Source organism: Cytobacillus sp. FSL R5-0377, assembly GCF_038004385.1.
In the GTDB taxonomy this organism is placed as follows: Bacteria; Bacillota; Bacilli; order Bacillales; family Cytobacillaceae; genus Cytobacillus.
Map to the genome: position 1 here is coordinate 1,539,623 of NZ_JBBORA010000001.1, position 24,165 is coordinate 1,563,787.

The following is a 24,165-nucleotide window of genomic DNA, read 5'->3' on the forward strand; positions in this document are numbered from 1 at the left end:
TTCATTTGTACCTATTATTATATATATTAGTTGCTGCTTATTAAAGTAATTATGTATATGAAGGAGAAAGCCCGCGCCTCCTCCTTTAGATTTTCCCTATCAGGTTCGGGTCCATATTAATCCCTTGCTGGCCGGGCTGCCAGTTTGCCGGCACTCCCTTCCCAGTCTGCTGTGCATATTGGATGCCCTGCATGATTCTGACATGTTCATGCAGATTTCTGCCAACTTCCCCGGGGTAAATGAGCTTTGCCGCGATGATGCCATTGGGGTCGATAAAAACGGATGCCCTGATGGCCGCTCCAGACTTTTCATCCAATACTCTGTAAGCTCTGCTGATTTGATGTGTCCGGTCGCTAACCATTGGATAATTGACATTTTTTAATGACGGAGATGTTTCCTTAAAGACTTTATGTGCATAGACACTGTCCGTACTGATGGACATGACTTCACAGTTTAAGGCTTTTAAATATGGGGTCACAGCGGCGACCGCCGCCAATTCAGTCGGTCAGACAAATGTAAAATCACTCGGATAAAAAAACAGCAGCACCCATTTTCCAATATAGTTCTCCAGATTAACTTTTTTTATTTGCTGATCAATGACAGCATCTGCAGCGAAAACTGGCGCACGGTCTCCCCGTCCCGCACAAAACACGGAAGTATATGGATCATTCACGGCTGACTCCCTCCTTTTCTCTTTCATCTTTGCTCTATATACTTATGCGAACAAAGGAAAAGTTGAACGGAAAATATTGAGTGAACCAGCCATACATAGTCCTGATGCCGGAGGGGAAAAATAGTGAAAGAATGCAAATTCAAGAATGAAAGGAGCCTGATTATGTCACGCGGAGTCCACTTTAATCATAAAAGGAAGAATCACCCGGGGGAATTTCCGGAACACACATTGGTTGAGCGTCATACCACTGAGGCACAGGAAGACGAGGAATTAATTGTGACTCAGGAAGCTTTTAAAAACCGTTTTGAAGAAGATGAAGCAAAGGAACTTGAGGAAAGAGCTAAAGATTAAAAAGCAAGGGGCCTGAATACCATTCAGACCCCTGCCGTTTATATTGCGTCTATTTCCACTTTTTTCAGCCAGGCTGCGCATGCTTCAATATCCTTTGAAAACACCCGGTCTTTTGTGATGGAAGGCACCACTTTTCTAGCTTCTTCGTAAAATCTCTTTGTTTTATCAGCCATTTTATCAGAGCCGCGGAATTCTGCTGCCTGCAGTGCGCAAATCAGCTCAATCGCCAGCACCTTATTCACATTCTGTATAATCTGGTATGCATGCCTTGATCCGATGGTTCCCATGCTCACATGGTCTTCCTGGTTTCCTGATGATGGAATTGAATCCACACTTGCCGGATGGGCGAGTGTCTTATTTTCCGAAACAAGGGATGCTGCAACATATTGGAGAATCATTGCACCAGACTGCAGTCCAGGCTCAGGGCTTAAAAATGGCGGCAGGTCACTCAGCTGCGGGTTAACCAGCCTTTCAATCCGGCGCTCTGAAATATTAGCCAGCTCTGCTACAGCAATTTTCATAAAGTCCATTGCAAGTGCAATTGGCTGTCCATGGAAGTTCCCGCCGGAAATGACGCTCTCTCCGTTTTCAAAAATAAGCGGGTTATCTGTAGCTGCATTCATTTCAATTTCAAGCTTTTCCTTTACATAGTCAAGAGCCTGCCAGGATGCTCCATGCACCTGAGGGATGCAGCGGATGGAATAGGCGTCCTGCACCCGGATTTCCCCCTGTCTTGTAATCAGGCTGCTCCCTGACAGATACTCCCTTATTCTTCTGGCTGTATCCACCTGCTGCTGATACCCTCTTGCCTGATGGATGTTCTCATCAAATGCATCAATGATGCCGTTTAAGCCTTCCATGGTAACTGCTGCGATCAGCTCACTTTGATAAGCGAGATTCTCCGCTTCCAGATAGCCAATGACTCCCATTGCTGTCATCGCCTGGGTGCCGTTAATGAGGGCAAGCCCTTCCTTTGCCTGCAAGGTTACAGGTTCTATTCCTTCCTGAACAAGCACTTGAAGGGCAGGCTTTCTTTCCCCCTTATAAAACACTTCCCCTTCTCCCATTAATACTAATGCCAGGTGGGATAGAGGCGCCAAATCCCCGCTTGCCCCAAGAGAGCCCTGCTGCGGGATAACAGGATGGATTCGTTTATTCACAAGCGCTAAAAGAGTTTCGATCACGACCGGGCGAACTCCTGAGAATCCTTTCAATAAGGCATTTGCTCTTAAAAGGAGCATCGCTCTCGAAACAGATTCAGGGAACGGTTCCCCCACTCCGCAGGCATGTGAACGGATTAAATTCAGCTGAAGATCCTCGACATCTCCCTGATCAATTCTTACATCACTGAATTTCCCAAAGCCCGTGTTTATTCCGTATATAACTTTTTCTTCGCTTACAATTCTCTTAACGGCTTCATGGCTGTTTTTTACACGAAGCATGCTTTCCTCTGATGCGGCAGCCTTTGCTCCTTTAAAAAGAATTCGTTTGACTTCCGGCAAAGTAAGGGTATTTCCATTTAAAATAACCACCATGTTCTCCTCCCCATAAGTTGCAGTCATCATTGATTCTGTCAATTTTTCCATTTTATATCCTCCCCGGTACGTTAGCGAGATAAAGAAAAGGCTGTATCTCAAACACAGGTTTGAAATACAGCCTTTTTTAGAAGATTATGTGCAGTTTCTGTTGTCAGATGTCTCATCTTTATCACAGCCTATTTTCGTTATATTTTCTGAATATAATTAATTCTATGTTCTCCCATAAAGTATGTCAATGATATTTTCCCATTTTTTAACAAGTTAGATTGTTAGAATGGTAACACAGTAAAGCGTTTTTTATTATTTCCATATAAAAAGCCGGCAGTTCAGCCGGCAGTTCAAGTTTTGTTTCTATTCTATGTTTTCACCTTGTCTTTTTAAAGCATGTTTTAATTTTCCATACGTTTCAATACCCGTAAAATCCAAGCCGAGCTGAATGGAAGTCTGAGCTACCTCAGGGCTGATTCCGGAGATGGTGGATTTGACCCCTAACAGCTTTAAAGCTGTCGTTAAAGAGAATATTTGATGGGCGACCATTGTATCAATAATGGCTACACCAGATAAATCAATAAACAAGTGCTCAATATTTTCTTTTGCACATTTTTTCGGAATTTCTTCCATCAGGATTTGCGCACGCTCCGTATCAATATTGCCAATAAGCGGCAGGACAGCCGTACCATCCATAACTGGAATGACTGGCGTTCCTAGTTCATTGATCAGAGTTTGCTGGGCAGCAAGCCGGTTAGTCGTTAATTCATAATACTTCTCTGTGAATTTATTGATGAGTTTATCAAAAGCCCTGTTAATGATGGTACTCCATTTCAATACATCGTCTGCTGTGATTTCAGACTTGTTTTCGCTGATGAACTTTTCAACAAAATGCCAATAAGTTTCCCGGACATGACTTAATGCCTCAAGCACTTGATAAATGGGTGTATTCGAATTCACCCTGCTCTCCGCTACTGTAATGGCCCACTCTTCCATATTTTCGTTAAAAGTGTCCTCATCCAGCAAAGCTGCTGAAACAGTGCTGTTCGTAAACGTATTCTGTTCTCTCAGGAGTTTTTCATAAGCAGGTTCTGCATCTGCAGAATAAATGGAGCCTTTCTGCTTTTCCCTTAAGGACAGCCACATATCTGTGATTTTTTTTGAATTCTCCTGAATGTAATCATAAAGTAGCCGATTTTTTGAATTCATTTATTTCACCTTGTTTCTTTCTATTTGTAAACAAACTGGTATGTTCATTGTAGAATGAATTGTGGCTGATGAAAAGCAATACAACTTAGGCAGTTATTTACTTCACTGCCTATCAAAGTTTATCCCATTCCAAATTTCAGCTATACTTAGTTTGTACAGAAATGCCTGATTGTAATTTGAAAGGAGTACTTATGAAATCACTTGTTCTTGCTGAAAAGCCCAGTGTTGCCCGTGAAATCGCCCGGGTGCTGGGATGCCGGCAATCTCATAAAAGCTATATGGAAGGCGATAAATATATCGTCACTTGGGCTCTTGGACACTTAATCGAATTAAAGATGCCGGAGCATTATGACAGCAAATACAAAAACTGGAACCTGGAAGATCTGCCGATTATTCCTGACCAAATGGGCCTGAAGGTGATGAAGCAGACCAGCCACCAGTATAAAGCCATTGAGAACCTGGCTAAGCGGAAGGATATTAAGGAAATTATCATTGCAACAGATGCTGGCCGCGAAGGAGAGCTAGTCGCACGCTGGATACTTGAAAAAATCCGCTGGCGCAAAACAATCAAACGATTATGGATTTCCTCTGTAACCGACCGTGCCATCCGGGACGGCTTTCAAAACCTTAAGCCTGGAAAACAATTTGAAGACCTGTATGAATCCGCCGTGTGCCGGGCTGAAGCGGATTGGCTCATTGGCCTGAATGTCACAAGGGCCCTGACGACTAAATACAAGGATCCCCTTTCCGCGGGCCGTGTGCAGACGCCGACTCTGGCACTCGTGATGGAAAGGGAAAAGCTCATTCAAAAGTTTGTTCCAAAAGAGTACTGGACGATTCGAGCCCACATCGGCCCCCTGCAGGCTGACTGGGAGAAAAATGGGGAGAAGCGCCTCTTTTCCAAAGATGCAGCAGAGGGCGTTCTTTCCAAAGTAAAAGGACAAAAAGCGGTTATCCAGTCCATTAACCGTAAGGAAAAAACAGAGCCGCAGCCGCTTCCCTATGATTTAACGGAGCTGCAGCGTGATGCCAATAAACGTTTTGGCTTCTCTGCAAAGAAAACATCCAATGTGCTCCAGAAACTTTACGAGCAGCATAAACTTGTCACCTATCCGCGCACAGACTCACGCTATTTGACAAAGGATATGGAGGCAACCATGATGGATCGCCTCCATGGCATTGCTGCTTCCTATAAAGATGAAGTGAAGCCCATCCTAGCGAATCAGGGCAGGGTCCTGGCTAAGCGAGTCTTTAATAATGAAAAGGTAACCGACCACCATGCGATTATTCCAACGGAAGAACGTGTGCATCTCGGGGATTTGTCCCCTGATGAGCGTAAGCTGTACGAGTTGATCATGCGCAGATTTTTGGCCATTTTCCATAATCCTTATAAGTATGAAACCGTCCATGCTGTTATCGATGTAAATGGGGAGACATTCACAGCCAGGGAAACGGCCGTTATCGACCCGGGTTATCGCAAGGCTGAACGGAATAGTGAAGAGGAAACAGGAAAACAGAGCCTGAAGAACATTTCGAAAGGGCAGAGCTTTACGATACAAAGTGCCGAGTCCTCTGCGAAGCTTACTGAGCCGCCTCTTCGCTACTCTGAAGCCGACATTTTGACACAGATGGAAAAATACAGCCTCGGAACACCTGCGACAAGAGCGGAAATCATTGAACGGCTTCTTGAGACCGAAGCTCTAGAAAGGCAAAATGGCAGGCTGTTACCGACTAAAAAGGGCAAACAGCTTATGGACCTGGTGAATGAAGATCTGAAATCACCGGAACTGACGGCCAAATGGGAACAGGAGTTAGAAAAAATCGCACGCGGAAAAGCAGATCCCAAAAAGTTTCTGCAGAACATCCGCAAACAGACTCAAACCCTGGTTTCTGAAATTAAAAAGAGCGATAAATCGTACCGTGCCCATAATCTCACCGGCTCAAAATGTCCGGAATGTGATTCCTTCCTGAAAGAAAGGAATACAAAGGATGGGAAAATACTTGTCTGCTCAAGTCTTGATTGTAATTTCCGAAAGCGCAAGGATCCAAAGCTTTCAAACCGCCGCTGCCCTCAGTGCCGCAAAAAAATGGAGATCCATCAGGGCAAAGCAGGAACCTACTTCCAGTGCCGCCCATGCAATGTGGTGGAGAAAGCCCAGGACAAAAAGAAAGCCGTCAACAAACGCGAAGAACGAAAACTTGTTCAGAAATATACCCAAAAGGAAGATTCCTTTGGAACAAGCCTTGGCGATTTGCTGAAGGCTGCCATGGAAGATAAGGATTAATATAGAGCCCCGGCTGACGCCAGGGCTCTTTCTTTTACACATGCATACACAGCCTGTCCTCTCCATAGCATGTACTAATACTCAAAAGGAGAGTGATAGGATGTTAACCCGAATGGCAGGCCGTTTCGCAAAGCTTGTGGAAAGATATCTCCCTGATGCCTTTGTCATTGCTGTACTAATGACTCTGTTTGTATTCATAGCCGGATTTTTCATGAAGCCTTCTGAACCGGTTGAGCTATTTAAATCATTTGGTGACGGATTCTGGGTATATCTGGCTTTTACCATGCAAATGGTGCTCCTCTTAATGACAGGCATGACACTTGCTTCTGTTCCTTCTGTACAGCGTTTACTTGAGAAGCTTTCCTCCAAAGCGAAGACAGCCAACCAGGCCTACGTAATGACTTTTCTCGTATCTTCTGCTGCTTATTATATTAACTGGGGCCTTGCTGTTGTAGTTGGCGCAATTATTGCCCGTGAAGTCGGGAAACGAAATCAGAAAGCACACTTCCCGCTGCTAGTGGCTGCAGCCTATGCACCTACTGCTCTATATACAGCCGGCCTGTCGAGTTCAATTGGTTTGACAGTTGCTACTAAGGGCCATTTTCTGGAGGAAGTGGCTGGGGTCATCCCCACTTCCGAAACCATTTTCCATCCTGGGACGATTGCTATTTTAATTGCTCTTGTTATTACAATGCCCATTTTCATAGTGCTCATGGCACCAAAGAAAGACATCATTTCATACATTCCAAGAAAGACGTCTAAGAAAGAGGCTGAACCGGCAGAGGTTTTAAAGACACCGGCGGGAAAACTTGAAAGAACACCGTTTCTCGGCATCATTACCGGCTTAATTGGATTAATTTATGCAGTATTCGAGTTTGTAAATGGCCGTGATCTGGACTTAAACATTATCAATATTATTTTTCTATCCCTGGGCCTTATCCTTCACAAATCACTTGTACAGTACGCAAATGCTTTTAAAGAAGCGGGAACTGCCATTTCCCCTATCATTCTGCAATTTCCGTTTTACGCCGGCATTATTGCTGTTCTTGGCAGCTCCGGTTTGGCAGAGTCTATCATCAATGGAATGGCGTCGATAGCAAGCAAAGGCACCTTTGACATTTTCACCTATTGGGCCGCTGGCATCGTCAATATTCTTGCTCCTTCAGGCGGCGGACAGTGGGCTTTGCAGGGACCGCTGCAAGTACCTGCAGGGCTGCAGCTGGGGGTGGAGCCCGCCATTACGGCTATGGCTGTAGGCTGGGGTGATGCCTGGACCAACCTGATCCAGCCTTTCTGGGCCCTTCCTATTTTAAGTGTCGTTGGCCTTCATATTCGGCATATTATGGGCTACTGTGCATTGATGGCCATATGGGTGGGCATTGTAACAACCATTTTAATGATCTTTGTATATTAATAGAGACAGCCAGGCCTATCTTAGGGCCTGGCTGTTTTATTTTCCTCCGCCTGGAGATGGAGCCCGGAAGTTCTGGAGCATGAATTTAAGTTCAATAGGTTTCTTTTTCCGGAAGGAACAGCTACAATGAAAATGAAGATTCTGACAAAAGGAGAATACATAATGAGTCAATTTCAAACCAATTTAGAGAAATACGCAGAGCTTGCGGTTAAGGTCGGCGTGAATGTGCAAAAAGGTCAGACGCTTGTTATTAATACAACGCTTGATGCAGCTGATCTGGTTCGTACTATTGTGAAAAAGGCTTATGAAGCAGGAGCTCATAACGTTGTGGTGAACTGGAGCGATGATGTTGTCACACGCACAAAGTATGATTTAGCACCGGATGAGTCTTTCTCGGAGTACCCGGAATGGCGTGCAAAGGAAGTCGAAGCTTTAGCTGAAAAGGGTGCTGCCTTCATGTCAATCGTTTCAGCAAGCCCTGATTTGCTGAAAGGCGTAAAATCAGAAAGAATCGCAAGCTTCCAGAAAGCAGCCGGACAGGCGCTTGCAAAATACCGCAAATACATTCAGTCCGATAAAGTAAGCTGGACAGTCATTGCTGCGCCTTCCCAAGCATGGGCAAACATGGTATTCCCTGATGCTCCGGAGGAATCCAGAGTGGAAATGCTTTGGAACGCTATTTTCAAAGCCACTCGCGCTGATCTTGACAACCCTGTTGAAGCCTGGAAAAAGCATGACGAAACACTTCATGAAAAAGTGGATTATTTAAACAGCAAGCGATATCAGAAGCTTCATTACAAAGCTCCAGGTACAGACCTGACAATCGAGCTTCCAAAAGGCCATTTATGGGTCGGGGCAGGCAGTGTGAATGAACAGGGACACGAATTCATGGCCAACATGCCGACTGAAGAAGTATTCACGGTACCATACAAGACAGGTGTGAATGGTACGGTTTCGAGCACAAAGCCTCTAAGCTATGGCGGAAATATCATCGATAATTTCAGCCTGACATTTGAAAACGGCCGTATTATTGATGTAAAGGCTGAAGAAGGAGAAGAAATCCTTAAGCAGCTGGTTGAGACAGACGAAGGCTCCCACTATCTTGGTGAAGTCGCCCTGGTTCCTTTCAACTCGCCAATTTCGCAATCCAATTTGCTTTTCTATAATACTTTATTTGACGAAAATGCTTCAAACCATCTTGCCATCGGCAGTGCGTATGCATTCTGTATCGAAGGCGGCAAGAAAATGTCCAGTGAAGAACTGGCTAATAACGGATTGAACGAAAGCTTAACACATGTTGATTTCATGATTGGCTCCGCTGAAATGGATATCGACGGAATCACGGAAGATGGCAAAGCCGAACCTGTATTCAGAAAAGGAGACTGGGCATTTTAAAGTAGAAGCGCCCGGTTATGACTATAAAAAATCATGCGGTCATTGACCTGCATGATTTTTTGTTTTTCTTAATACGATTTCACTAACATTACCATCTAAATCAGAAATCAACTCAATAGAATATTTATCTGCCGGGTAGGTGGAGATGGTTTCACCTGATAGCTTCTCTTCCCTAACCGCTGCTGGAGTGCCAAACATTGACGTAATTTCGTTCATTGATGTTCTCACCCGCTGCCCAGGAATGGAAATAGCTGTAACGTTCCCGGTTTCACGTTCAAAATAATAGGTAATCTCAGGATACATCACAAAAGGGCTGCCATCTTCAAACCCCTCTTTAACAAAGTTTGGATCTGATTTTTTTATTTCAGATATGTTTGTTCCAATCGGAAATGGACTTCCGAGCGGGATTCCCTGTTTTGCTTTCTCAAGGGCATCCCCACTGAGTGCAAGGTTTTTAAAAGGATAGTAGAGGGCTTCCTTTTTCAGCCACAGATTCATCCAGTCGATATCAGATTGATCTTCGCTGGAAAGCTCGATTCGGTCGTGAAGACTCATTGAATAGGTTTCTTCATTAAAATGCCATGTTGAAATAACCCATACATCATTTTTATTTTGGGCAGTTTGAATAAATTTTTGATTAATCGTTTTTATTTTCGCGTTGGAAGTAGTGGTCATGTCTTTTTCCGTGCTGATTCTTACCACTTCTCCATCTTTAATCGCCAGCAGCTGACCCTTAACTAAATTTTCCCCCTTGGACTGAAAGATTGAGATGATGGTTTTGTTCCTCATTTTCTGAGTGTAAACCTGTTCCTTTGAAAGATTAAATGACATTTCTGCACCGTCACTAAGAGCATCTTGTTTATACGCTTCTTTTGACCCGTTCTCAGCCAGGTAAACTGAATAATGTCCGGTAAAATAAGTATCGCCTTTCTTTCCTTTTGCACTGTCCTCTGCCAGAGTGGTTCTTCTTTCGTCTTCCGAATAAAGAAAAACAGTATATTTCTTTTTGCCGTCTGCAGCTTCAATCTGGTATAGTGAATTGCTTTCCAGCCATACTGTCTCTTTTTTCTCTTTTCCATCCTCTTGCACAGAGGCAGTATCTTCTGATTCGGCTTTATCCTCTTTTTTAAGTTTTATTTCTTCTGTATTTAATGATGCATTTATTTCACTTGAGCAGCCTGCAATAACGGATGAAAGCATGGCAATCATAATCATATTTATAAAATTTTTCATTATATACTCCCTAATGTGATAAGAATATTTCCATTTAAAGTCAAATGTTACAATTACGTTTCAACTTATTAAGTGTAACAAATAGGGATCGTTTCTACAAATCTATCAATATGCTCATTTTTTTACAAAAGCACAGGTTTCCTCCCGTATCCTTTATATATGACTCCTCTCCTGCTTCAATCAAACGTTTTAATAAACCAGCCAGAGCCCTGCCTAAAGGCTTTTTGCAGGTTTAATAGAAGAGCCCCGGAATACCATTCCGGGGCCTCTTGCTTAAATTTCTGCAGCTGCAGGTGCTGATTTTTCGGTAAATAGGCTTACGGCTATATAAGATGCCAGTGATAAAGCAATAGGCATTACGACTGTATTCATGCCTAAAGCATTGGGATAAAAAGTATGGAATAAAATATAGGAAACTGTGCCGGTTATCATGGAGGCCACTGCCCCATATTTATTCCCTTTCGCCCAATAAAGGCCCAGCACAACTGGCCATATGAATGCTGCTTCCAACCCTCCGAAAGAAAAGAGATTCAGCCAGATAAGCAAATCGGGCGGACTGAGCGCCATGATGCACACCAGAATCCCCAGCAGGGCTGTGACTGCAAAACTCATTTTCTTAATCGTGCTTTCTTCAGCATCAGGTTTAATATAATTTATATACACATCTTTAACAATCGCCGAGCTGACCAGAAGGAGCAGGGAATCCACGGTAGACATAATCGCAGCCATCGGTGCAGCCAGTACAATTCCCGCAAGCCACGGCGGAAGGACCTCCATGGCAATCAGCGGCATAACTTTATCCCCCACTTCAATTCCGGGAAGAATCGGCCTGGCAAATACACCAATCAAATGCATGCCAAGCATGATAAAGCCAACCACGATTGTTCCAATAATAATTGCCCTATGCATCGCTCTGGCATTTTTATAGGACATGGCCCTTACAGCCACCTGAGGAAGACCAATAACCCCCACTCCCACCAGAATCCAGAAGGATGAAACATATAAAGGAGTCAATCCGCCATCAAACCCAAATGGGGTAATCAAATTCGGATTCTCTGAAGACAGATCGCTGATAATATTCTGGATTCCTCCACCTGCCACAATGACAGCAACCAGAAGGACCAGGGTGCCCAAGAACATAATCCCGCCCTGGACGGCATCCGTTACAGCAACAGCACGGAAGCCGCCGATCACCACGTAAACCATAACAGATGCCGCAAAAATGAATAAAGCAGATAAATAGCTTAATCCTGTCAGTGACTCAATCAATCTTGCTCCGCCAACCCATTGGGCTGCCATAGCTGAAAACAGAAAAATAATGATGCTGAGAGAAGATAGCCACACAACCCATTTGCTGTTATATCTTTCTTTCAAAAAATCGATGAGTGTTACAGCATTATACTTTCTTGCTGTAATCGCAAACTTTTTTCCCAAGACCATAAGGACGAAATAACCAGTAACAACCTGTGACATGGCGAGCAGCACCCAGCCAAGCCCCTGCGTGTATGCAACACCAGGGCCCCCAATGAAGCTGCTGGCACTTCCGTAGGTTGCAATCATGGTCATAGCCAATATAAAACCGCCCAGCTGCCTTCCTCCCAGAAAATAATCCTGCAGAAACGAGCTGCCGGCATCCATCTTTCTGCTGGACCATAAACCCACCAGAAAAATAATGATTAAAAAGAAGAGAAGAGGTGCAATAACCTGCCAGTTCATTCGGAATCTCTCCCTTCCCCATTTTCTTCGAACGGAACTTCTTTAAAGAGGAATTTCACAGCCGCGGATACCAGTATCACCATGACAATAAAACCGGCAACACAGCTCCAGAAAAACCATGCCGGCAGCCCCATGATGAATGTATACTCATCGGCAGGTGCTGACCCCAGTCCATAGGCAAACCCATACCACCATATGAAATTAAAGAGTACGAGACCAATGCCAATCCACGCTTCTTTCTCTGCTACTTTAAAACGAGGATCTTTTTTATGTATGCTTTTCTTCATTTTGTCTCCCTTCAGAGCTTTTTTATAGTATGGCATTCATTGAAGGAATTCTTTACTTGATATTCCACAAACACAGCTTATTCTGCAGCAAAAAAGGCAGATTGCTCTGCCTTTTTGATCATATTTTAAAATTGCCCTTTAAGCAAGGTCTTCTATTAGCGATTATCAATCGTCTCCGGATAAAGATCATGGTTCATCAAGCGGTAATCTGCCATTTTCTCATATTTTGTTCCGGGCTTGCCGTAGTTCGTGTACGGGTCAATGGAAATCCCGCCACGAGGCGTGAACTTGCCCCAGACTTCAATGTAGCGCGGGTCCATCAGCTCAATCAGATCATTCATAATGATGTTCATGCAGTCCTCATGGAAATCGCCATGATTTCGGAAGCTGAAAAGATACAGCTTTAATGACTTGCTCTCTACCATTTTTTGATCTGGAATGTAGCTGATATAAATAGTCGCAAAATCCGGCTGGCCCGTTTTCGGGCATAGGCTCGTAAACTCGGGACAATTAAACTTTACAAAATAGTCGCGGTTTGGATGTTTATTATCAAAAGCCTCCAGAATTTCAGGCGAGTATTCAAAAAGGTAGTTAGTCCCCTGATTTCCCAATAATGTAATATCTGTTAATTCCTCATCTTTTCTTCCTGACATAAAAATAGCCTCCCTTTATATGATCCCGCTGATCCAAAAGAAAGGTCCGAAAAGTACAGCTTGAAAAATAAAACCATATCCTCTCTTGGATATGGTTGATTATTATAATCAAAGCCATAGTTTTTTATAGAGGGTGATGCTATGAACCTCTCCCGATACCACGGGAATAATAGAAATATAATTGTCATAGTTACTATAGAGAAAAAGCCTGTTTCTGTCAATAGGTGCTTCCTTATCACCTATTCTTCATAGTATAATAACGGTAATTTTCAAAGAAAGGTGATTGGTTATGTGGAATGAGTTTAAAAAATTCGCCCTAAAGGGAAATGTCCTGGATTTGGCGGTTGGGGTTGTAATCGGAGCTGCCTTCGGAAAGATTGTATCTTCCCTTGTAGATGATATCATCATGCCTCTTGTTGGGTTGCTTATGGGCGGAGTTGACTTTACGGATTTGATGGTGAAAGTCGGTGGAGCACAGGTGAAATATGGTTTATTTATACAGAATATAGTGGACTTCTTCATAGTGGCCTTCTCCATTTTCGTCTTTATCAGGATTATCAACAATCGTTTCAAAAAGAAAGAAGAAGCAGCACCAGAACCCGTAGTGGATCCCAATGTTGAGCTTTTAACTGAAATAAGAGATCTCTTAAAAAATAAATAAAAAATGAAACTTAAAGAATAACTTTATCGTATATACATATACAAATGATGTTAGAGGAGAAATGAAAAATGTATGTACAGCACACCGCTAATAACAGTTATTTGCCTTCTGTTTTAAGGGCGTTTGCCTTATCATTGGGGATTGCTTTCGCCGGAACGATGGCGGGGGTTTTTATTCCGCCAGCCTTGTTTTTGCCGCTCATGATTCTTGAACTCGGCATGCTGCTTTTTGCTTTCCTGCTCCGCCGCAAAAAAGCTATCGGGTATACATTCCTTTATGTATTTACATTTATTTCAGGAATGACGACTTATCCGATTGTTGCCCATTACCTGGCTGCTATTGGACCAAATCCTGTTTTAACCGCCCTTGCAACGACAACGGTTGTATTTACAGGTTTAGCCGTGTATGCTTCGACTACGAAGCGGGACTTATCTTTCCTCGGCGGCATGCTGATGGCGGCATTGCTTGCTCTTATTGCGATTGGAATTTTCAGCCTCATCTGGCCGTTAAGCTCTAATGCTATGCTGGCTTTTTCCTTCATCGGAGTGCTTTTATTCAGCGGATATGTGCTATTCGACTTCAACCGCATGAAGCATTACGGAGTGTCTCCGGAAGAAGTGCCTTTGATGGCCCTTAATCTATATCTCGATTTTATTAACCTGTTCATTAATATCCTTCGCATTTTTGGAATATTGGGGAGCCGGGACTAAACAGGAGTGAAAACTCCTGTTTTTTTTTATACTCAAGCCGGAATTCTTTATTCCTTTAAAAGAATTAAGTATGATCAGAAGCAAACCCGAAAGGCGGGATATGAATGAACTATATTTTAGAAAGCCCAAATTCTGATAAAAATATGACGCTTGAACAGGCCATTAATGGACAATACACAATGGCTGTTTTCATCCGCCATCTTGGCTGACCGGTCTGCCGGGAATATCTTGCGCAGTTGCGCGAGCGCATAAATGAAGTAGAAGAAAGAGGTTTTCAAGTCATTGTCATTGCTCCTTCGAAAGGAACATTTATTAAACAATTCCTTGAGCAATTCGGTCCGTTTCCTTTTCCATTCCTTGGCGACCCTTCCCGGGAAGCTTATAGAGGAATGGGACATAAAACCATGCCAAAGTGGAAGCTTCTTTCAAAAGCCGCATTAGGATATATTACAGGAAAAGTCGGCGGCTTTATCCCTAGGGATGAAAAACAGAAAGAGTTTGTCCTGAAGTCCATGAAAACTCAGGATGTCTACATTCAGGGCGGGACATGGCTTTTTTCTCCTCAGGGAAACATGCTATGGAACCATATTGATGAATCACCTGAAGACCACGCAAAGATTAATGATGTTCTAAAGATAATGAATGAAGTGAAAGCTTAAAAGGCAGCCCATTACTTGGCTGCCTTTCCTTTTGTAATCTCCCATATTTCACGCAAAACCGGCATTTCTTCCATTTCCTTCTCCGTTACAAGATCCCATTGAATCCCGTTTGGTTTTGGATATGGCGAATTGGTTTTGATCAGCTCTTTTTCAGTGGCAATCCAGTCGACAGTCAAATCAAATGGATCCCTCGGGATATCTGCCTCTGTCACCTGGGCGCTGTTAACCGTTCCAATCACAGGGATTTCAGGATTACCCAATTCTCTGATGATCGCATACTCCCGGTCAGCATAGCCCTCCCCTTTTCCGACCCGCCGGCCATCCCGGTGAAGACCCACTGATCCGGCAAAAAACAAATCAATCTTCGGCAATTCTGTGAGGGGCACTTCTTTTCCGTAAGAATGTATGTGCTTAAGGCTCGCAGCTTTCCGCTCTTCCCCTGGCGGCACCCATCCCGGCTTTACCATAATAAATCCAGCTTTAAGCCGTGGAGTTGGAACCAGCAATGTCTTACCGTCTTTCAAAATTTGTGTGCGAACCGGCAGCTGTGGAGAATCAGGATTTACCTTAATGACCTCAGCCTCTTTATATTCAGGCATAGTAAAAACAAATGCGGCCGCTTTTTCAGCTCCTTTAAAATTGGGAATTCTATTTTTTAAAGGAAACGGAAAGCGTCCAAGCTTGTTCTCTTCAAGAAAACTCCATATGTACTCACGGATTTCTTTTTTCGTATTCATTAGGGGTTCACATCCTTTCTTTCATTTTATCCATTAAAGATAGAAACTCCAATTTTTTAAATAAACAGGTTTTAAGACCAATAGACGGGGTAAACAAATAATGCAAAGCCAATAACAAAACGGAAGGGACTGGTTGACGATGAAAAGCGTAACAGCGACTTCAAGGTTCGTCATTGGCATTGCAAGAAACCAGGGAGGATTTGCAGAGCGTTCGAAAGGCACTCTCGTCTATAACCGATATATTTAAAATCGGTACGGCCCTATGCAAATCATAATCCTCAGGTTGTCCGTCATCGGACTTAAAAAAGGTGCAGACCAATCGGTTTGCATCTTTTTTAATGCTCAAAATACCCCTTATTTCCTCTTTTCATTTCATAATCCAAAAAATAATCCTATCAAAATGTTTAGACATGTATATATTTCTCCATAATGGCAAATAAAAGGAGGTTTCTATTGAAATGTCTGAACATGAACAAAAACAAGAATCAACCATGTCCCGGAGAAGATTCATCCGCAATTCAGGTTTAGTTGCCGGCGGTTTGGTGGGCGGCGGCATTCTTGGCGGCTTAATTGGTGCAAACATGAATAAAGATGGTACAGCAACGGAAGAGAATGCCCATACAAACGGTCATGATCAGGTTGCCTATCAGCAGTCGGCATTATATTTTACTAACCCCGAGACATTCGGAATTCTGCAGGCGGCCGTTGAGAGAATTTATCCAAAGGATGAAAATGGCCCTGGCGCCAATGATTTGGATGTTCCTTTCTTTATCGACCACCAGCTTGCCGGCTCATGGGGCAACAATACAAGGGAATATATGCAGGGTCCGTTCTTTCCAGGCTCAAACTTTCAAGGCTACCAGTCTCCATTAAGACGGCATGAAGTCTTTGATGTCGGACTTGCTGCCCTGCAGACTTACAGCAATGAAAAGTTCAATAAGCCATTTGCTGAACTGGAAGGCGAGCAGCAGGATGAAATTCTTACAGCCTTTGAGGAAGACAAAGTGAAGCTCAGGGGTGTAACGTCCAGGACTTTCTTTAATATTCTCCGGGCCGCCACCATTGAAGGTGTATATGCAGATCCTGCTTATGCCGGAAACAAAAATATGGAAGGCTGGAAAATGAAAGACTTTCCTGGCCATCAAATGAGCTATATCAATCAGATAGAGTCTGAGAAATTCGAAAAAATCAAACCGAACAGTCTCCATTCATATACGAAATAGGATTATCTTTTAAGGAAGTGGTAAACATGGCGAAAACATTGCCAAAAACAGATGCAGTTATTGTAGGAGTCGGCTGGGCCGGCGGTATCATTGCGGCTGAATTAGGAAAACAGGGATTAAAAGTAGTCGGCTTGGAGCGGGGAAAAGAGCGCGGCGTCAAGGATTACTATGTTATCCATGATGAACTTCGCTATGGAATCCGCTATGAATTAATGCAGGATCTTTCTAAAGAAACGATCACGTTCCGTAACCATGGAAAGGAAAGAGCCCTTCCGATGCGCCAGCTTGGCTCCTTTTTGCTTGGCGAAGGCTTAGGGGGATCCGGCGTTCACTGGAATGGACATACCTTCCGCTTTTTGCCCTATGACTTTGAAATAAAATCGCAGACAGTTAAAAAGTATGGAGAAGCCAAGATTAAGGGCCTCCAGGTCCAGGACTGGGGCATTACATACGAAGAACTGGAGCCTTATTTCTATGAATTCGAAAAGGCGGCAGGCATTGGCGGTGAGGAAGGTGAGCTGGGGCCAAAACGGGCAGACCCATTTCCAAATCCTCCAATGAAGGAAACACCCATAACGGCCAGATTTAAAAAAGCCGCAAAATCATTGGGCATGAAACCATACCATATGCCATCCGGAAATATGAGCGAGGCTTATGAAAACCAATATGGAGCCAAACTGGCTGCATGTCAGTATTGTGCGTTTTGCGAACGCTTTGGCTGTGAATATGGTGCAAAGGCTGATCCAACTGTAGCCGTTATACCATTCGCAAAAGAAACTGGAAATGTGGATATCCGAAACTTTGCGAATGTAACGGAAATTATTCACGACGGCAAAAAGGCAACCGGTGTGCGCTATGTAGACGTCCAGACAAAAGAGGAGTTCATCCAGCCGGCTGAAATGGTTATTGTGACAAGCTATGTCATGAATAACACCCGCCTGCTGCTTACGTCCAAGCTGGGACGTCCCTACAATCCTGATACAGGCACAGGGGTGATTGGCAAAAATTATTGCTACCAGATCCTTCCGGGTTCAGCAGGCTTTTTTGATGAAGAGCAGTTTAATACATTCATGGGTGCCGGGGCTCTTGGGGCAACTGTCGATGATTACAATGGAGACAATTTCGATCACTCCGATCTTGGATTCATCCATGGCGGCTCCATCTCTATCAACCAGTCAGGATACCGTCCGATTCAATATAATATGGTGCCTACTGATACACCGAAATGGGGCAGCAAGTTCAAGGAAAATTCCATTAAATATTTCACCAGGGCTTTAAGCATCGGCACACAGGGAGCATCCATGCCTGTACAGCACAATTACATGGATCTCGACCCTTCATATAAAGATGCTTACGGGCTTCCTCTGCTTCGTCTGACATACGATTTCACTGAACAGGATAAGAATCTTTATAACTATATTGGAAAAATCACAGACCAGATCATGAAGGAAATGGGCCCATCAAAAATTAACGACCGGCAGCAGCTTGAGCATTATGATATTGTCCCTTATCAGACCACACATAATACAGGCGGTGTCATCATGGGAGCTGAGCCTGAAACATCAGCTGTAAATAACTATCTGCAGATGTGGGATGCAGAAAATGTATTTGTCGTCGGCGCATCCGCCTTCCCTCACAATGGAGGCTATAACCCGACAGGAACCGTCGGAGCACTCGCCTACCGTGCTGCTGAAGGAATCATCAAATACAGCAAAGAAGGCGGCTTGCTTGCATAAAAAATAAGGAGTGAACATCATGGGGATTTCAAATATCGGAATACCAGGATTGATTATCATACTGGTAATTACCTTAATTATCTTTGGTCCGAAAAAACTTCCGGAAATCGGATCGGCTTTTGGAAGGACCTTATCAGAATTCAAAAAATCAGCCAGAGATATTATGAGCGATGACGATGAACCTGAGTCAAAAACACGTTCAATTGAAACGGCTGACCGGAAGGATAAACCGCTTTAACAGGAGGGTTTAGAATGAAATCAGACGAACAAACCCTTGTAGAGCATTTAACAGACCTGAGAAAAGTGCTGATTCGATCCCTAGTTTTCTTTATTGTCAGCTTTGCCCTATGTCTGTTTTTCATCAATCGGCTGATACCGGTGCTGGCAAACGATCATGAGCTTGTTATGCTTGGTCCGCTGGATGTCATAAAGCTGTACACGGGAATTGCCGGAAGCATCAGCCTTGGGCTTTCGCTTCCTTTCATTTCCCATCAGATCTGGCTATTTGTAAAGCCGGCATTAACAGAAAAAGAAAGCCGGGTGTCCTTAATGTTTTTTCCGGCTATTCTGTTCAGCTTTATCGGCGGGCTTGGCTTCGGGTTTTTTATTATATTCCCTGCTATTTATCAGTTTTTATTGCTGTTGGGTGAGTCACACTTTGCGATGATGATCACGGCCAGGGAGTATTTTTCTTTTCTTCTGATGTCGACCATTCCTTTTGGGTTTCTGTTTGAAGTGCCCTTGCTGCTATTGTTTCTGACAACTATAGGCGTTGTTACCCCAGTCATGCTCAGTTCGATGCGAAAATACGCTTATTTGATCATGGCTGTTGTATCAGCTCTAATTACACCGCCTGATTTATTTTCACAGATTTTAGTCCTCGTTCCTCTTATCGGGCTATATGAAATGGGTGTTATATTTTCAAAAGTGAAATTCAGAAAACTGAAAGCAGTTCAGGAAACACCATCGAGTGAAATCTAAAAGAGTTTAATTCTCCCTCTGAAAGGATATTTAATAAGAAAACAATCCTTTGGGAGGTCTATAAAAATGAATGAACAAGAACATGTAATCAAACAAGATGGTGAATTGAATACAGAAAATATTAAGAGCGCAATGGACAAGATGTCGAATGAACGGGCAGATGTTATCTTAAGCAGCTTCGATGAATTTAAGAGCTATCTGGCGGAACGGATTGAGCTTGGCAAAAAGCTGGGACTAAATGAGGAACAGCTTGCCGTAACGGCTGAAAAAGTGGCTGGCTACCTGGCTGAAAATGTGGAGCCCAAAAACCGTGAAGAACAGCTGCTGAAGGAATTATGGAAAGTCGGGGATGAGGAAGAAAAACATAAGCTTGCCCATATGCTTGTACGCCTGACAGAGCAGGCATAATAATGAAGCCGGAATTGTTGTTCGTGACAATTCCGGCTTTACTTTTTTAGATCTTTGTACAGGTTTATAAAATGACTCGGTTCTGACTTTACTTGAAAAGAAAATAACCCCCGGCTGGTATGCAGATAAAGAAAACCAATTTCACAATTGGAGTTTCTGTACGACATATCCCAAACTTCATCAAGGAGAAACTTTTCTGATGGCGAAAGGATATGATCCTCATATAAATAAAGATAAAGTTCCTGTTCAATGTATTGCTGCTGATTCCAATCGATTTTCCGGGTGACTGTTATAAAAGGGTGGGAAGCAATGATCCGCACATGAACCTCCAGGATAAAAAGGATTTGCTTCCATTGAAACATATAGCGGCGTGTGATTCAAATGGCGGCTCTCTTAACCTGTGTATTCCTCACGCAGTATCGCATAGTAAGTCAAATCCACCAGCCTGCCATCTTTCATTGCATGCTGCCTCAAAATTCCTTCATGCTTCATTCCTGACTTCTCCATAATCCTCCAGGATCCGGGATTGTCTGTAAAAGCAAGAGCATAAATACGGTTATGGTTCAGTTCTTCGAATCCAAACTTAATAACTGCCCTAGCAGCCTCTGTACCATATCCTTTGCCCCAGAAGGGCTTGCCGATCCAATAGCCGATTTCTGCCCGTCTATTTGCATTGTTGCCCGTAATATTGATGAGTCCTATTAAGCTTTTATCCTCTTTTCTCGTAATGGCAAAAATCACAATCTTGCCTTTTCTCTCAGCTTCCAGGATGCTTGAAATAAAATCCCTTGCTCCCCCCTTCGGATAGGGATGGGGAATATTTAACGTTGTTTTGGCCACATCATAATCGCTTGCGTACTTTTCTACCATGGGTGCATCGTCAAGGGTAAGGCTGCGAAGAATCAGCCGGTCTGCTTCAAGAGTTTTCATTAGCGGGTCCTCCTACCTAACCTTAAATAACTGTTGTGCCTGCTTTCGCTACCTTCTCCTTAAAAATAAATAGGGTTTCTTCTCTTTCCAGCTTTGCTGTCTTAAATCCCGCGTAACCAAGCTTTTCATAAAAACGAATATTTTTTTCGCTTTTGCTTCCGGTAAATAATTCAAATCGTTCTGCATTAAATCTACGTTCGATTTCCTTCATAAGTGCTTTTGCAATTCCTTTATTCTGAAAGTCCGGATGCACCATTAGTTTGCCTATATGACATGTTCCATCTTTTTGAAAGGCTCTGACGGAACCTGCCAGTTCACCATCCTCTATGTATTTTAAAATTAAATAATCTCCAAAAGCCTTTTCAACATCACTGACGGTTTGCTTTAATGGCTCGATATTAAAATCTCCATAAAGTTCCGCTTCACTTCTATATGCCAGCTTTTGAATGGATAATATTTTTTCCGCGTCGCCTATTTTTGCTTCGATAACCCTCCCCATAAATATCCCCCTCTATCTGCGATGACTTTTCAAAAAAGCGCACCACATCGTGATGCGCCCTCCGTCTTACTCCACCGTAACAGCCAGCTCCCTGATTAATAGAGATGGCGAACCAATATAGCCTGTAGCCATGAATCCCATCGAGAATTCCAGGTCTGAACCGATTGCTTCAATATTATTCATAAGCTCATAAAAGTTTCCGGCAATCGTCATTTGGTTTACGGCGTTTTGCACTTTTCCGTCTTTGACATAAAAGCCGTTGGCCGCAATCGAGAAATCTCCTGAGACGGTGTTGGCACCGGAATGGAGGCCGGATAATTCGGTTATGATAATGCCCTCTGGGACCGAAGATACCAGCTCATCATAGCTTTGATCGGATGGATTGACGTAAAGATTGGCTGGAGCTACAGTCAAAGCTCCCTTATATGAAGCTTTATAGGCATTGCCTGTCGATTCCACTCCATCTTTTTGAGCTGTTTTGCGATTATGCATCAAAGTGACAAGCCTGCCGTCTTTCACAATATCTTTCCTGGAAGTGGCCACCCCTTCGCTGTCGAAATTAGAGCTTAGCAGGCCTTCTTCCAAAAATGGATCATCTGTGATATTCAATGACGCTGCAGCAATGATTTCACCTGTTTTACCTTTTAAAGCGGATTGCCCTTTTTGGGTATTTTCAGCTGAGAAAATCGGGATGTATGTCTGCAGCAGAGCGCTGGCAGCATCATTCCTTAATATAACTGGATAATTTTTGCTTTCTGCACTTTTGGCATTAAGCTGTGATAACGCTTCTTCTACAGCATGCCTGGCTATCTCCTCCGGATTAAAAACGGAAAAGTCTCTCGTAAACTTGGAGTATTCACCATTTTTCACCTGATCTCCCTGCTTAACAATGACTGATACATAAATTCCGGCATGATTGGTCTTTTCGCTGAGATTTTGGCCCTTGCTGTTGAGGAGAACCCTTTCCGTTTCACTGCTGCTCAGCATGAAATAATCAGTCCCGGTTACCCGCTCATCATATGCATAGATATGCTTTTCTATTTCCTTAAGCAAATTTATTTTTTCAGGAATCGTTACTTCAGCAAGACTGCTTGAATAAAAGCTTCCTGCCTCATACTTTTCGCTGCCGGCAAAGATTTCTTCCTGTACTTCATCTTCTATGAATTGAGAGTTTTCCTTCGCATTCTCAATCAGAAAAGACAGGGACTCTTCATCCAGTTTTTCCGTGAAAGCATAGCCCATCCTGCCTTCGTAAAGGCCTCGGAAGGAGGTTCCGAACACTTCGGAAGTGTCGTAGGAATCGATTTCACCTTTATAGAGCTCACAGGCGAACTTTTCCTCCCTCTCATAATAAAGCTCCATATCTGTAAAACCGTGTTCCTTACCAAGATGAAATAACTTCTCTTTAAATTCCTGCAGATTCATATTATTCGACCCCCTTGGTTCCGCCAACAGTCATTTCACTTACGCGGATCATCGGCTGGCCAACGTTGACAGGGATGCTTCCGCTCTGTGACCCGCACATGCCTGCACCATGATCCAGGTTATTCCCCACCATATCAACCAGCTGGAGAGTTTTCGGGCCATTTCCTATTAAAGTAGCACCTTTTAAAGGCTTGCCGAGTTTTCCGTCTTTTACAAGATACGCCTCCATGACGGCGAAGTTGTAATCGCCCGTTGTGGTATTTACCTGGCCCCCGCCCATGTATTTTGTATAAATTCCATACTCTGTATTTGAAATGATTTCTTCAGGAGTAGATTTGCCGTTGGCAATATACGTATTGGTCATCCTCGAAGTCGGTGCAAACCGGTAGGACTGCCGTCTTCCCGAGCCTGTCGGCTCCATTCCCATTCTGCGGCCCCCGAATTTATCAATCAAGTAACCTTTTAAAATCCCATTTTCAATCAGCACATTTTTACGGGCTTTTTCGCCTTCATCATCTATCGTAATCGATCCCCACTCATTGGCAATTGTGCCGTCATCAATATATGTAACGACATCCGAGGCCACTTTTTCGCCGACCCGTTTTGCAAAAACAGAGTTTTCCTTTGCTACAGATGTAGCTTCAAGACCGTGTCCGCATGCTTCATGGAAAATAACGCCGCCGAATTCATTATCAATGATGACGGGTAACTTCCCGCTTGGACAAGGGTCTGCACCAAGCATTGTAACAGCAATGCGGGATGCCTCATTCGCATAATGCTCCAGGTTCAGGTTTTCCATAAACTCAAAGCCTTTATGGGCTCCAGGTCCATAAAATCCAGGCTGTATTTTATTTCCTTCTGCTGCAATCGATTGGATAGCAAGGCGGCTTCGCACCCTCCGGTCTTCAACAAATTTACCTTCCGAGTTGGCAATCATCACATTCTGTTCTTCATCCAAATACCTGACTGTAACCTGCTGGATGCTGCTGTGATAGTTTTTGGCAATTTCATATGCCTTTTTCATCACATCTACTTTGCGGAGCTTCTCCACTTCGCGCGGATTCAGAGAAATTGGATGTGCTGCCGGGATGATCTCTTTATGCAGTTCTGCAGGCTGAATGATTTTATCTCCTTTGATCGCCTGGGCAGCATTACCCGCAGCTTTCAGCAAGCCTTCCTTTGAGCCATCCGTTGTATAAGCATACACACTCTGCAGCCCCTTAAATACGCGAATGCCGATCCCATAATCCCTGCCAGATAAGCTGCTCTCGATTTTCCCTCCCTGAAGCGCAAGGTTATTAGTGAAACGGTCCTCAACAAATACTTCAGCAAAGTCCCCGCCAGTAGCCAGGGCTGCAGTAATAACATCATGAATAACTGATTGTGAAAGCATAAAGACCCTCCTTTTATCTAACTTTTCAAACTATTCTAATCATACCTTACTGTTTCTAATT

General features: G+C 43.5%; 24 protein-coding genes, 1 pseudogene and 1 riboswitch. Of the genes and pseudogenes, 12 read left to right on the forward strand and 13 right to left on the reverse strand.

Annotated features, from left to right (window positions below):
* Positions 1–85 precede the first annotated feature (85 nt).
* Complete coding sequence (locus NSQ49_RS07785; RefSeq protein WP_251283236.1) at positions 86–700, reverse strand: peroxiredoxin; 615 nt, start codon at positions 698–700, stop codon at positions 86–88.
* 96 nt (positions 701–796) lie between these two features.
* On the opposite strand from NSQ49_RS07785, the gene NSQ49_RS07790 reads away from it, so the two are divergent.
* Positions 797–1,024, forward strand: a complete 228-nt coding sequence (locus NSQ49_RS07790; protein ID WP_311315888.1) for a hypothetical protein — start codon at positions 797–799, stop codon at positions 1,022–1,024.
* 38 nt (positions 1,025–1,062) lie between these two features.
* Here the strand turns inward: NSQ49_RS07790 and hutH are convergent, their stop codons facing one another.
* Both hutH and NSQ49_RS07800 read right to left on the reverse strand, forming a co-directional pair.
* On the reverse strand, positions 1,063–2,556 hold the full coding sequence (gene hutH, locus NSQ49_RS07795; RefSeq protein ID WP_251283309.1) for a histidine ammonia-lyase: 1,494 nt from the start codon (positions 2,554–2,556) through the stop codon (positions 1,063–1,065).
* Between the two features lie 357 nt (positions 2,557–2,913).
* Positions 2,914–3,759, reverse strand: a complete 846-nt coding sequence (locus NSQ49_RS07800; RefSeq protein ID WP_251283237.1) for an STAS domain-containing protein — start codon at positions 3,757–3,759, stop codon at positions 2,914–2,916.
* Between the two features lie 191 nt (positions 3,760–3,950).
* Between NSQ49_RS07800 and NSQ49_RS07805 the strand changes: the two genes are divergently transcribed.
* The 3 genes from NSQ49_RS07805 (at position 3,951) to NSQ49_RS07815 (ending at position 8,853) form a co-directional block, all read left to right on the forward strand.
* Entirely contained in the window at positions 3,951–6,044 is a 2,094-nt protein-coding gene (locus NSQ49_RS07805; RefSeq protein ID WP_251283238.1) for a DNA topoisomerase III, read from the forward strand.
* A 100-nt stretch (positions 6,045–6,144) separates the two neighbouring features.
* Positions 6,145–7,458 carry a short-chain fatty acid transporter gene (locus tag NSQ49_RS07810; protein ID WP_251283239.1) on the forward strand — a complete coding sequence of 438 codons (1,314 nt, stop codon included), beginning with the start codon at positions 6,145–6,147 and terminating at the stop codon, positions 7,456–7,458.
* Between the two features lie 162 nt (positions 7,459–7,620).
* Positions 7,621–8,853 carry an aminopeptidase gene (locus NSQ49_RS07815; protein ID WP_251283240.1) on the forward strand — a complete coding sequence of 411 codons (1,233 nt, stop codon included), beginning with the start codon at positions 7,621–7,623 and terminating at the stop codon, positions 8,851–8,853.
* A gap of 39 nt (positions 8,854–8,892) precedes the next feature.
* On the opposite strand, the gene NSQ49_RS07820 is transcribed toward NSQ49_RS07815, so the two are convergent.
* The 4 genes from NSQ49_RS07820 to queF all read right to left on the reverse strand — a co-directional run bounded on the left by NSQ49_RS07820 (position 8,893) and on the right by queF (position 12,742).
* On the reverse strand, positions 8,893–10,086 hold the full coding sequence (locus NSQ49_RS07820) for a hypothetical protein (protein ID WP_251283241.1): 1,194 nt from the start codon (positions 10,084–10,086) through the stop codon (positions 8,893–8,895).
* Between the two features lie 273 nt (positions 10,087–10,359).
* Entirely contained in the window at positions 10,360–11,802 is a 1,443-nt protein-coding gene (gene panF, locus NSQ49_RS07825) for a sodium/pantothenate symporter (RefSeq protein WP_251283242.1), read from the reverse strand.
* Positions 11,799–12,089, reverse strand: coding sequence for a YhdT family protein (locus NSQ49_RS07830; protein WP_251283243.1), 291 nt, complete (start codon positions 12,087–12,089; stop codon positions 11,799–11,801). Before NSQ49_RS07830 ends, panF begins: the two co-directional genes overlap by 4 nt.
* A gap of 155 nt (positions 12,090–12,244) precedes the next feature.
* Positions 12,245–12,742 (reverse strand): preQ(1) synthase, encoded by a 498-nt coding sequence (queF, locus tag NSQ49_RS07835; protein WP_159862031.1) that lies wholly within the window; start codon positions 12,740–12,742, stop codon positions 12,245–12,247.
* 110 nt (positions 12,743–12,852) lie between these two features.
* Positions 12,853–12,898: riboswitch (PreQ1 riboswitch) on the reverse strand.
* A gap of 133 nt (positions 12,899–13,031) precedes the next feature.
* Here queF and mscL point away from each other — a divergent pair.
* The 3 genes and pseudogenes from mscL to NSQ49_RS07850 form a co-directional block, all read left to right on the forward strand.
* Entirely contained in the window at positions 13,032–13,403 is a 372-nt protein-coding gene (gene mscL, locus NSQ49_RS07840) for a large conductance mechanosensitive channel protein MscL (RefSeq protein ID WP_159862032.1), read from the forward strand.
* A 68-nt stretch (positions 13,404–13,471) separates the two neighbouring features.
* Positions 13,472–14,113, forward strand: a complete 642-nt coding sequence (locus NSQ49_RS07845; RefSeq protein ID WP_251283244.1) for a Bax inhibitor-1/YccA family protein — start codon at positions 13,472–13,474, stop codon at positions 14,111–14,113.
* A 221-nt stretch (positions 14,114–14,334) separates the two neighbouring features.
* Positions 14,335–14,772 (forward strand): annotated as a pseudogene (locus NSQ49_RS07850) (AhpC/TSA family protein); the annotation flags it as partial.
* Positions 14,773–14,783: 11 nt separating this feature from the next.
* Here the strand turns inward: NSQ49_RS07850 and NSQ49_RS07855 are convergent.
* On the reverse strand, positions 14,784–15,509 hold the full coding sequence (locus NSQ49_RS07855; RefSeq protein ID WP_159862035.1) for a 5-formyltetrahydrofolate cyclo-ligase: 726 nt from the start codon (positions 15,507–15,509) through the stop codon (positions 14,784–14,786).
* Positions 15,510–15,967: 458 nt separating this feature from the next.
* Here NSQ49_RS07855 and NSQ49_RS07860 point away from each other — a divergent pair, with 458 nt between their 5' ends.
* The 5 genes from NSQ49_RS07860 (at position 15,968) to NSQ49_RS07880 (ending at position 19,857) form a co-directional block, all read left to right on the forward strand.
* The gene (locus NSQ49_RS07860) at positions 15,968–16,732 is read left to right on the forward strand and encodes a gluconate 2-dehydrogenase subunit 3 family protein (RefSeq protein WP_159862036.1); all 765 of its coding nucleotides are present in this window, start codon (positions 15,968–15,970) and stop codon (positions 16,730–16,732) included.
* A 26-nt stretch (positions 16,733–16,758) separates the two neighbouring features.
* The gene (locus NSQ49_RS07865) at positions 16,759–18,468 is read left to right on the forward strand and encodes a GMC family oxidoreductase (protein ID WP_159862037.1); all 1,710 of its coding nucleotides are present in this window, start codon (positions 16,759–16,761) and stop codon (positions 18,466–18,468) included.
* 19 nt (positions 18,469–18,487) lie between these two features.
* Positions 18,488–18,706 carry a twin-arginine translocase TatA/TatE family subunit gene (gene tatA, locus NSQ49_RS07870; protein ID WP_159862038.1) on the forward strand — a complete coding sequence of 73 codons (219 nt, stop codon included), beginning with the start codon at positions 18,488–18,490 and terminating at the stop codon, positions 18,704–18,706.
* A gap of 14 nt (positions 18,707–18,720) precedes the next feature.
* Positions 18,721–19,449 carry a twin-arginine translocase subunit TatC gene (gene tatC, locus NSQ49_RS07875; protein WP_251283246.1) on the forward strand — a complete coding sequence of 243 codons (729 nt, stop codon included), beginning with the start codon at positions 18,721–18,723 and terminating at the stop codon, positions 19,447–19,449.
* Between the two features lie 66 nt (positions 19,450–19,515).
* Positions 19,516–19,857, forward strand: coding sequence for a DUF3243 domain-containing protein (locus tag NSQ49_RS07880; RefSeq protein WP_251283247.1), 342 nt, complete (start codon positions 19,516–19,518; stop codon positions 19,855–19,857).
* 38 nt (positions 19,858–19,895) lie between these two features.
* On the opposite strand, the gene NSQ49_RS07885 is transcribed toward NSQ49_RS07880, so the two are convergent.
* The 5 genes from NSQ49_RS07885 to NSQ49_RS07905 form a co-directional block, all read right to left on the reverse strand.
* Positions 19,896–20,177 carry a hypothetical protein gene (locus NSQ49_RS07885; protein WP_341070628.1) on the reverse strand — a complete coding sequence of 94 codons (282 nt, stop codon included), beginning with the start codon at positions 20,175–20,177 and terminating at the stop codon, positions 19,896–19,898.
* Between the two features lie 73 nt (positions 20,178–20,250).
* Positions 20,251–20,787: a GNAT family N-acetyltransferase gene (locus NSQ49_RS07890; RefSeq protein ID WP_251283249.1), complete on the reverse strand. Its 537-nt coding sequence runs from the start codon at positions 20,785–20,787 to the stop codon at positions 20,251–20,253.
* 22 nt (positions 20,788–20,809) lie between these two features.
* Positions 20,810–21,286, reverse strand: coding sequence for a GNAT family N-acetyltransferase (locus tag NSQ49_RS07895; protein WP_251283250.1), 477 nt, complete (start codon positions 21,284–21,286; stop codon positions 20,810–20,812).
* 66 nt (positions 21,287–21,352) lie between these two features.
* Positions 21,353–22,711, reverse strand: a complete 1,359-nt coding sequence (locus tag NSQ49_RS07900) for a TldD/PmbA family protein (protein WP_251283251.1) — start codon at positions 22,709–22,711, stop codon at positions 21,353–21,355.
* Between the two features lies 1 nt (position 22,712).
* Positions 22,713–24,104, reverse strand: coding sequence for a TldD/PmbA family protein (locus NSQ49_RS07905; RefSeq protein ID WP_341070630.1), 1,392 nt, complete (start codon positions 24,102–24,104; stop codon positions 22,713–22,715).
* Positions 24,105–24,165 lie beyond the last annotated feature (61 nt).

Coding starts and splice junctions, on each gene's coding strand:
- NSQ49_RS07800 (WP_251283237.1), bottom strand. CDS start 3,759: ATGAATTCAAAAAATCGGCTACTTTATGATTACATTCAGGAGAATTCA.
- NSQ49_RS07805 (WP_251283238.1), top strand. CDS start 3,951: ATGAAATCACTTGTTCTTGCTGAAAAGCCCAGTGTTGCCCGTGAAATC.
- NSQ49_RS07810 (WP_251283239.1), top strand. CDS start 6,145: ATGTTAACCCGAATGGCAGGCCGTTTCGCAAAGCTTGTGGAAAGATAT.
- NSQ49_RS07815 (WP_251283240.1), top strand. CDS start 7,621: ATGAGTCAATTTCAAACCAATTTAGAGAAATACGCAGAGCTTGCGGTT.
- NSQ49_RS07820 (WP_251283241.1), bottom strand. CDS start 10,086: ATGAAAAATTTTATAAATATGATTATGATTGCCATGCTTTCATCCGTT.
- panF (WP_251283242.1), bottom strand. CDS start 11,802: ATGAACTGGCAGGTTATTGCACCTCTTCTCTTCTTTTTAATCATTATT.
- NSQ49_RS07830 (WP_251283243.1), bottom strand. CDS start 12,089: ATGAAGAAAAGCATACATAAAAAAGATCCTCGTTTTAAAGTAGCAGAG.
- queF (WP_159862031.1), bottom strand. CDS start 12,742: ATGTCAGGAAGAAAAGATGAGGAATTAACAGATATTACATTATTGGGA.
- mscL (WP_159862032.1), top strand. CDS start 13,032: ATGTGGAATGAGTTTAAAAAATTCGCCCTAAAGGGAAATGTCCTGGAT.
- NSQ49_RS07845 (WP_251283244.1), top strand. CDS start 13,472: ATGTATGTACAGCACACCGCTAATAACAGTTATTTGCCTTCTGTTTTA.
- NSQ49_RS07855 (WP_159862035.1), bottom strand. CDS start 15,509: ATGAATACGAAAAAAGAAATCCGTGAGTACATATGGAGTTTTCTTGAA.
- NSQ49_RS07860 (WP_159862036.1), top strand. CDS start 15,968: ATGTCTGAACATGAACAAAAACAAGAATCAACCATGTCCCGGAGAAGA.
- NSQ49_RS07865 (WP_159862037.1), top strand. CDS start 16,759: ATGGCGAAAACATTGCCAAAAACAGATGCAGTTATTGTAGGAGTCGGC.
- tatA (WP_159862038.1), top strand. CDS start 18,488: ATGGGGATTTCAAATATCGGAATACCAGGATTGATTATCATACTGGTA.
- tatC (WP_251283246.1), top strand. CDS start 18,721: ATGAAATCAGACGAACAAACCCTTGTAGAGCATTTAACAGACCTGAGA.
- NSQ49_RS07880 (WP_251283247.1), top strand. CDS start 19,516: ATGAATGAACAAGAACATGTAATCAAACAAGATGGTGAATTGAATACA.
- NSQ49_RS07890 (WP_251283249.1), bottom strand. CDS start 20,787: ATGAAAACTCTTGAAGCAGACCGGCTGATTCTTCGCAGCCTTACCCTT.
- NSQ49_RS07895 (WP_251283250.1), bottom strand. CDS start 21,286: ATGGGGAGGGTTATCGAAGCAAAAATAGGCGACGCGGAAAAAATATTA.
- NSQ49_RS07900 (WP_251283251.1), bottom strand. CDS start 22,711: ATGAATCTGCAGGAATTTAAAGAGAAGTTATTTCATCTTGGTAAGGAA.
- NSQ49_RS07905 (WP_341070630.1), bottom strand. CDS start 24,104: ATGCTTTCACAATCAGTTATTCATGATGTTATTACTGCAGCCCTGGCT.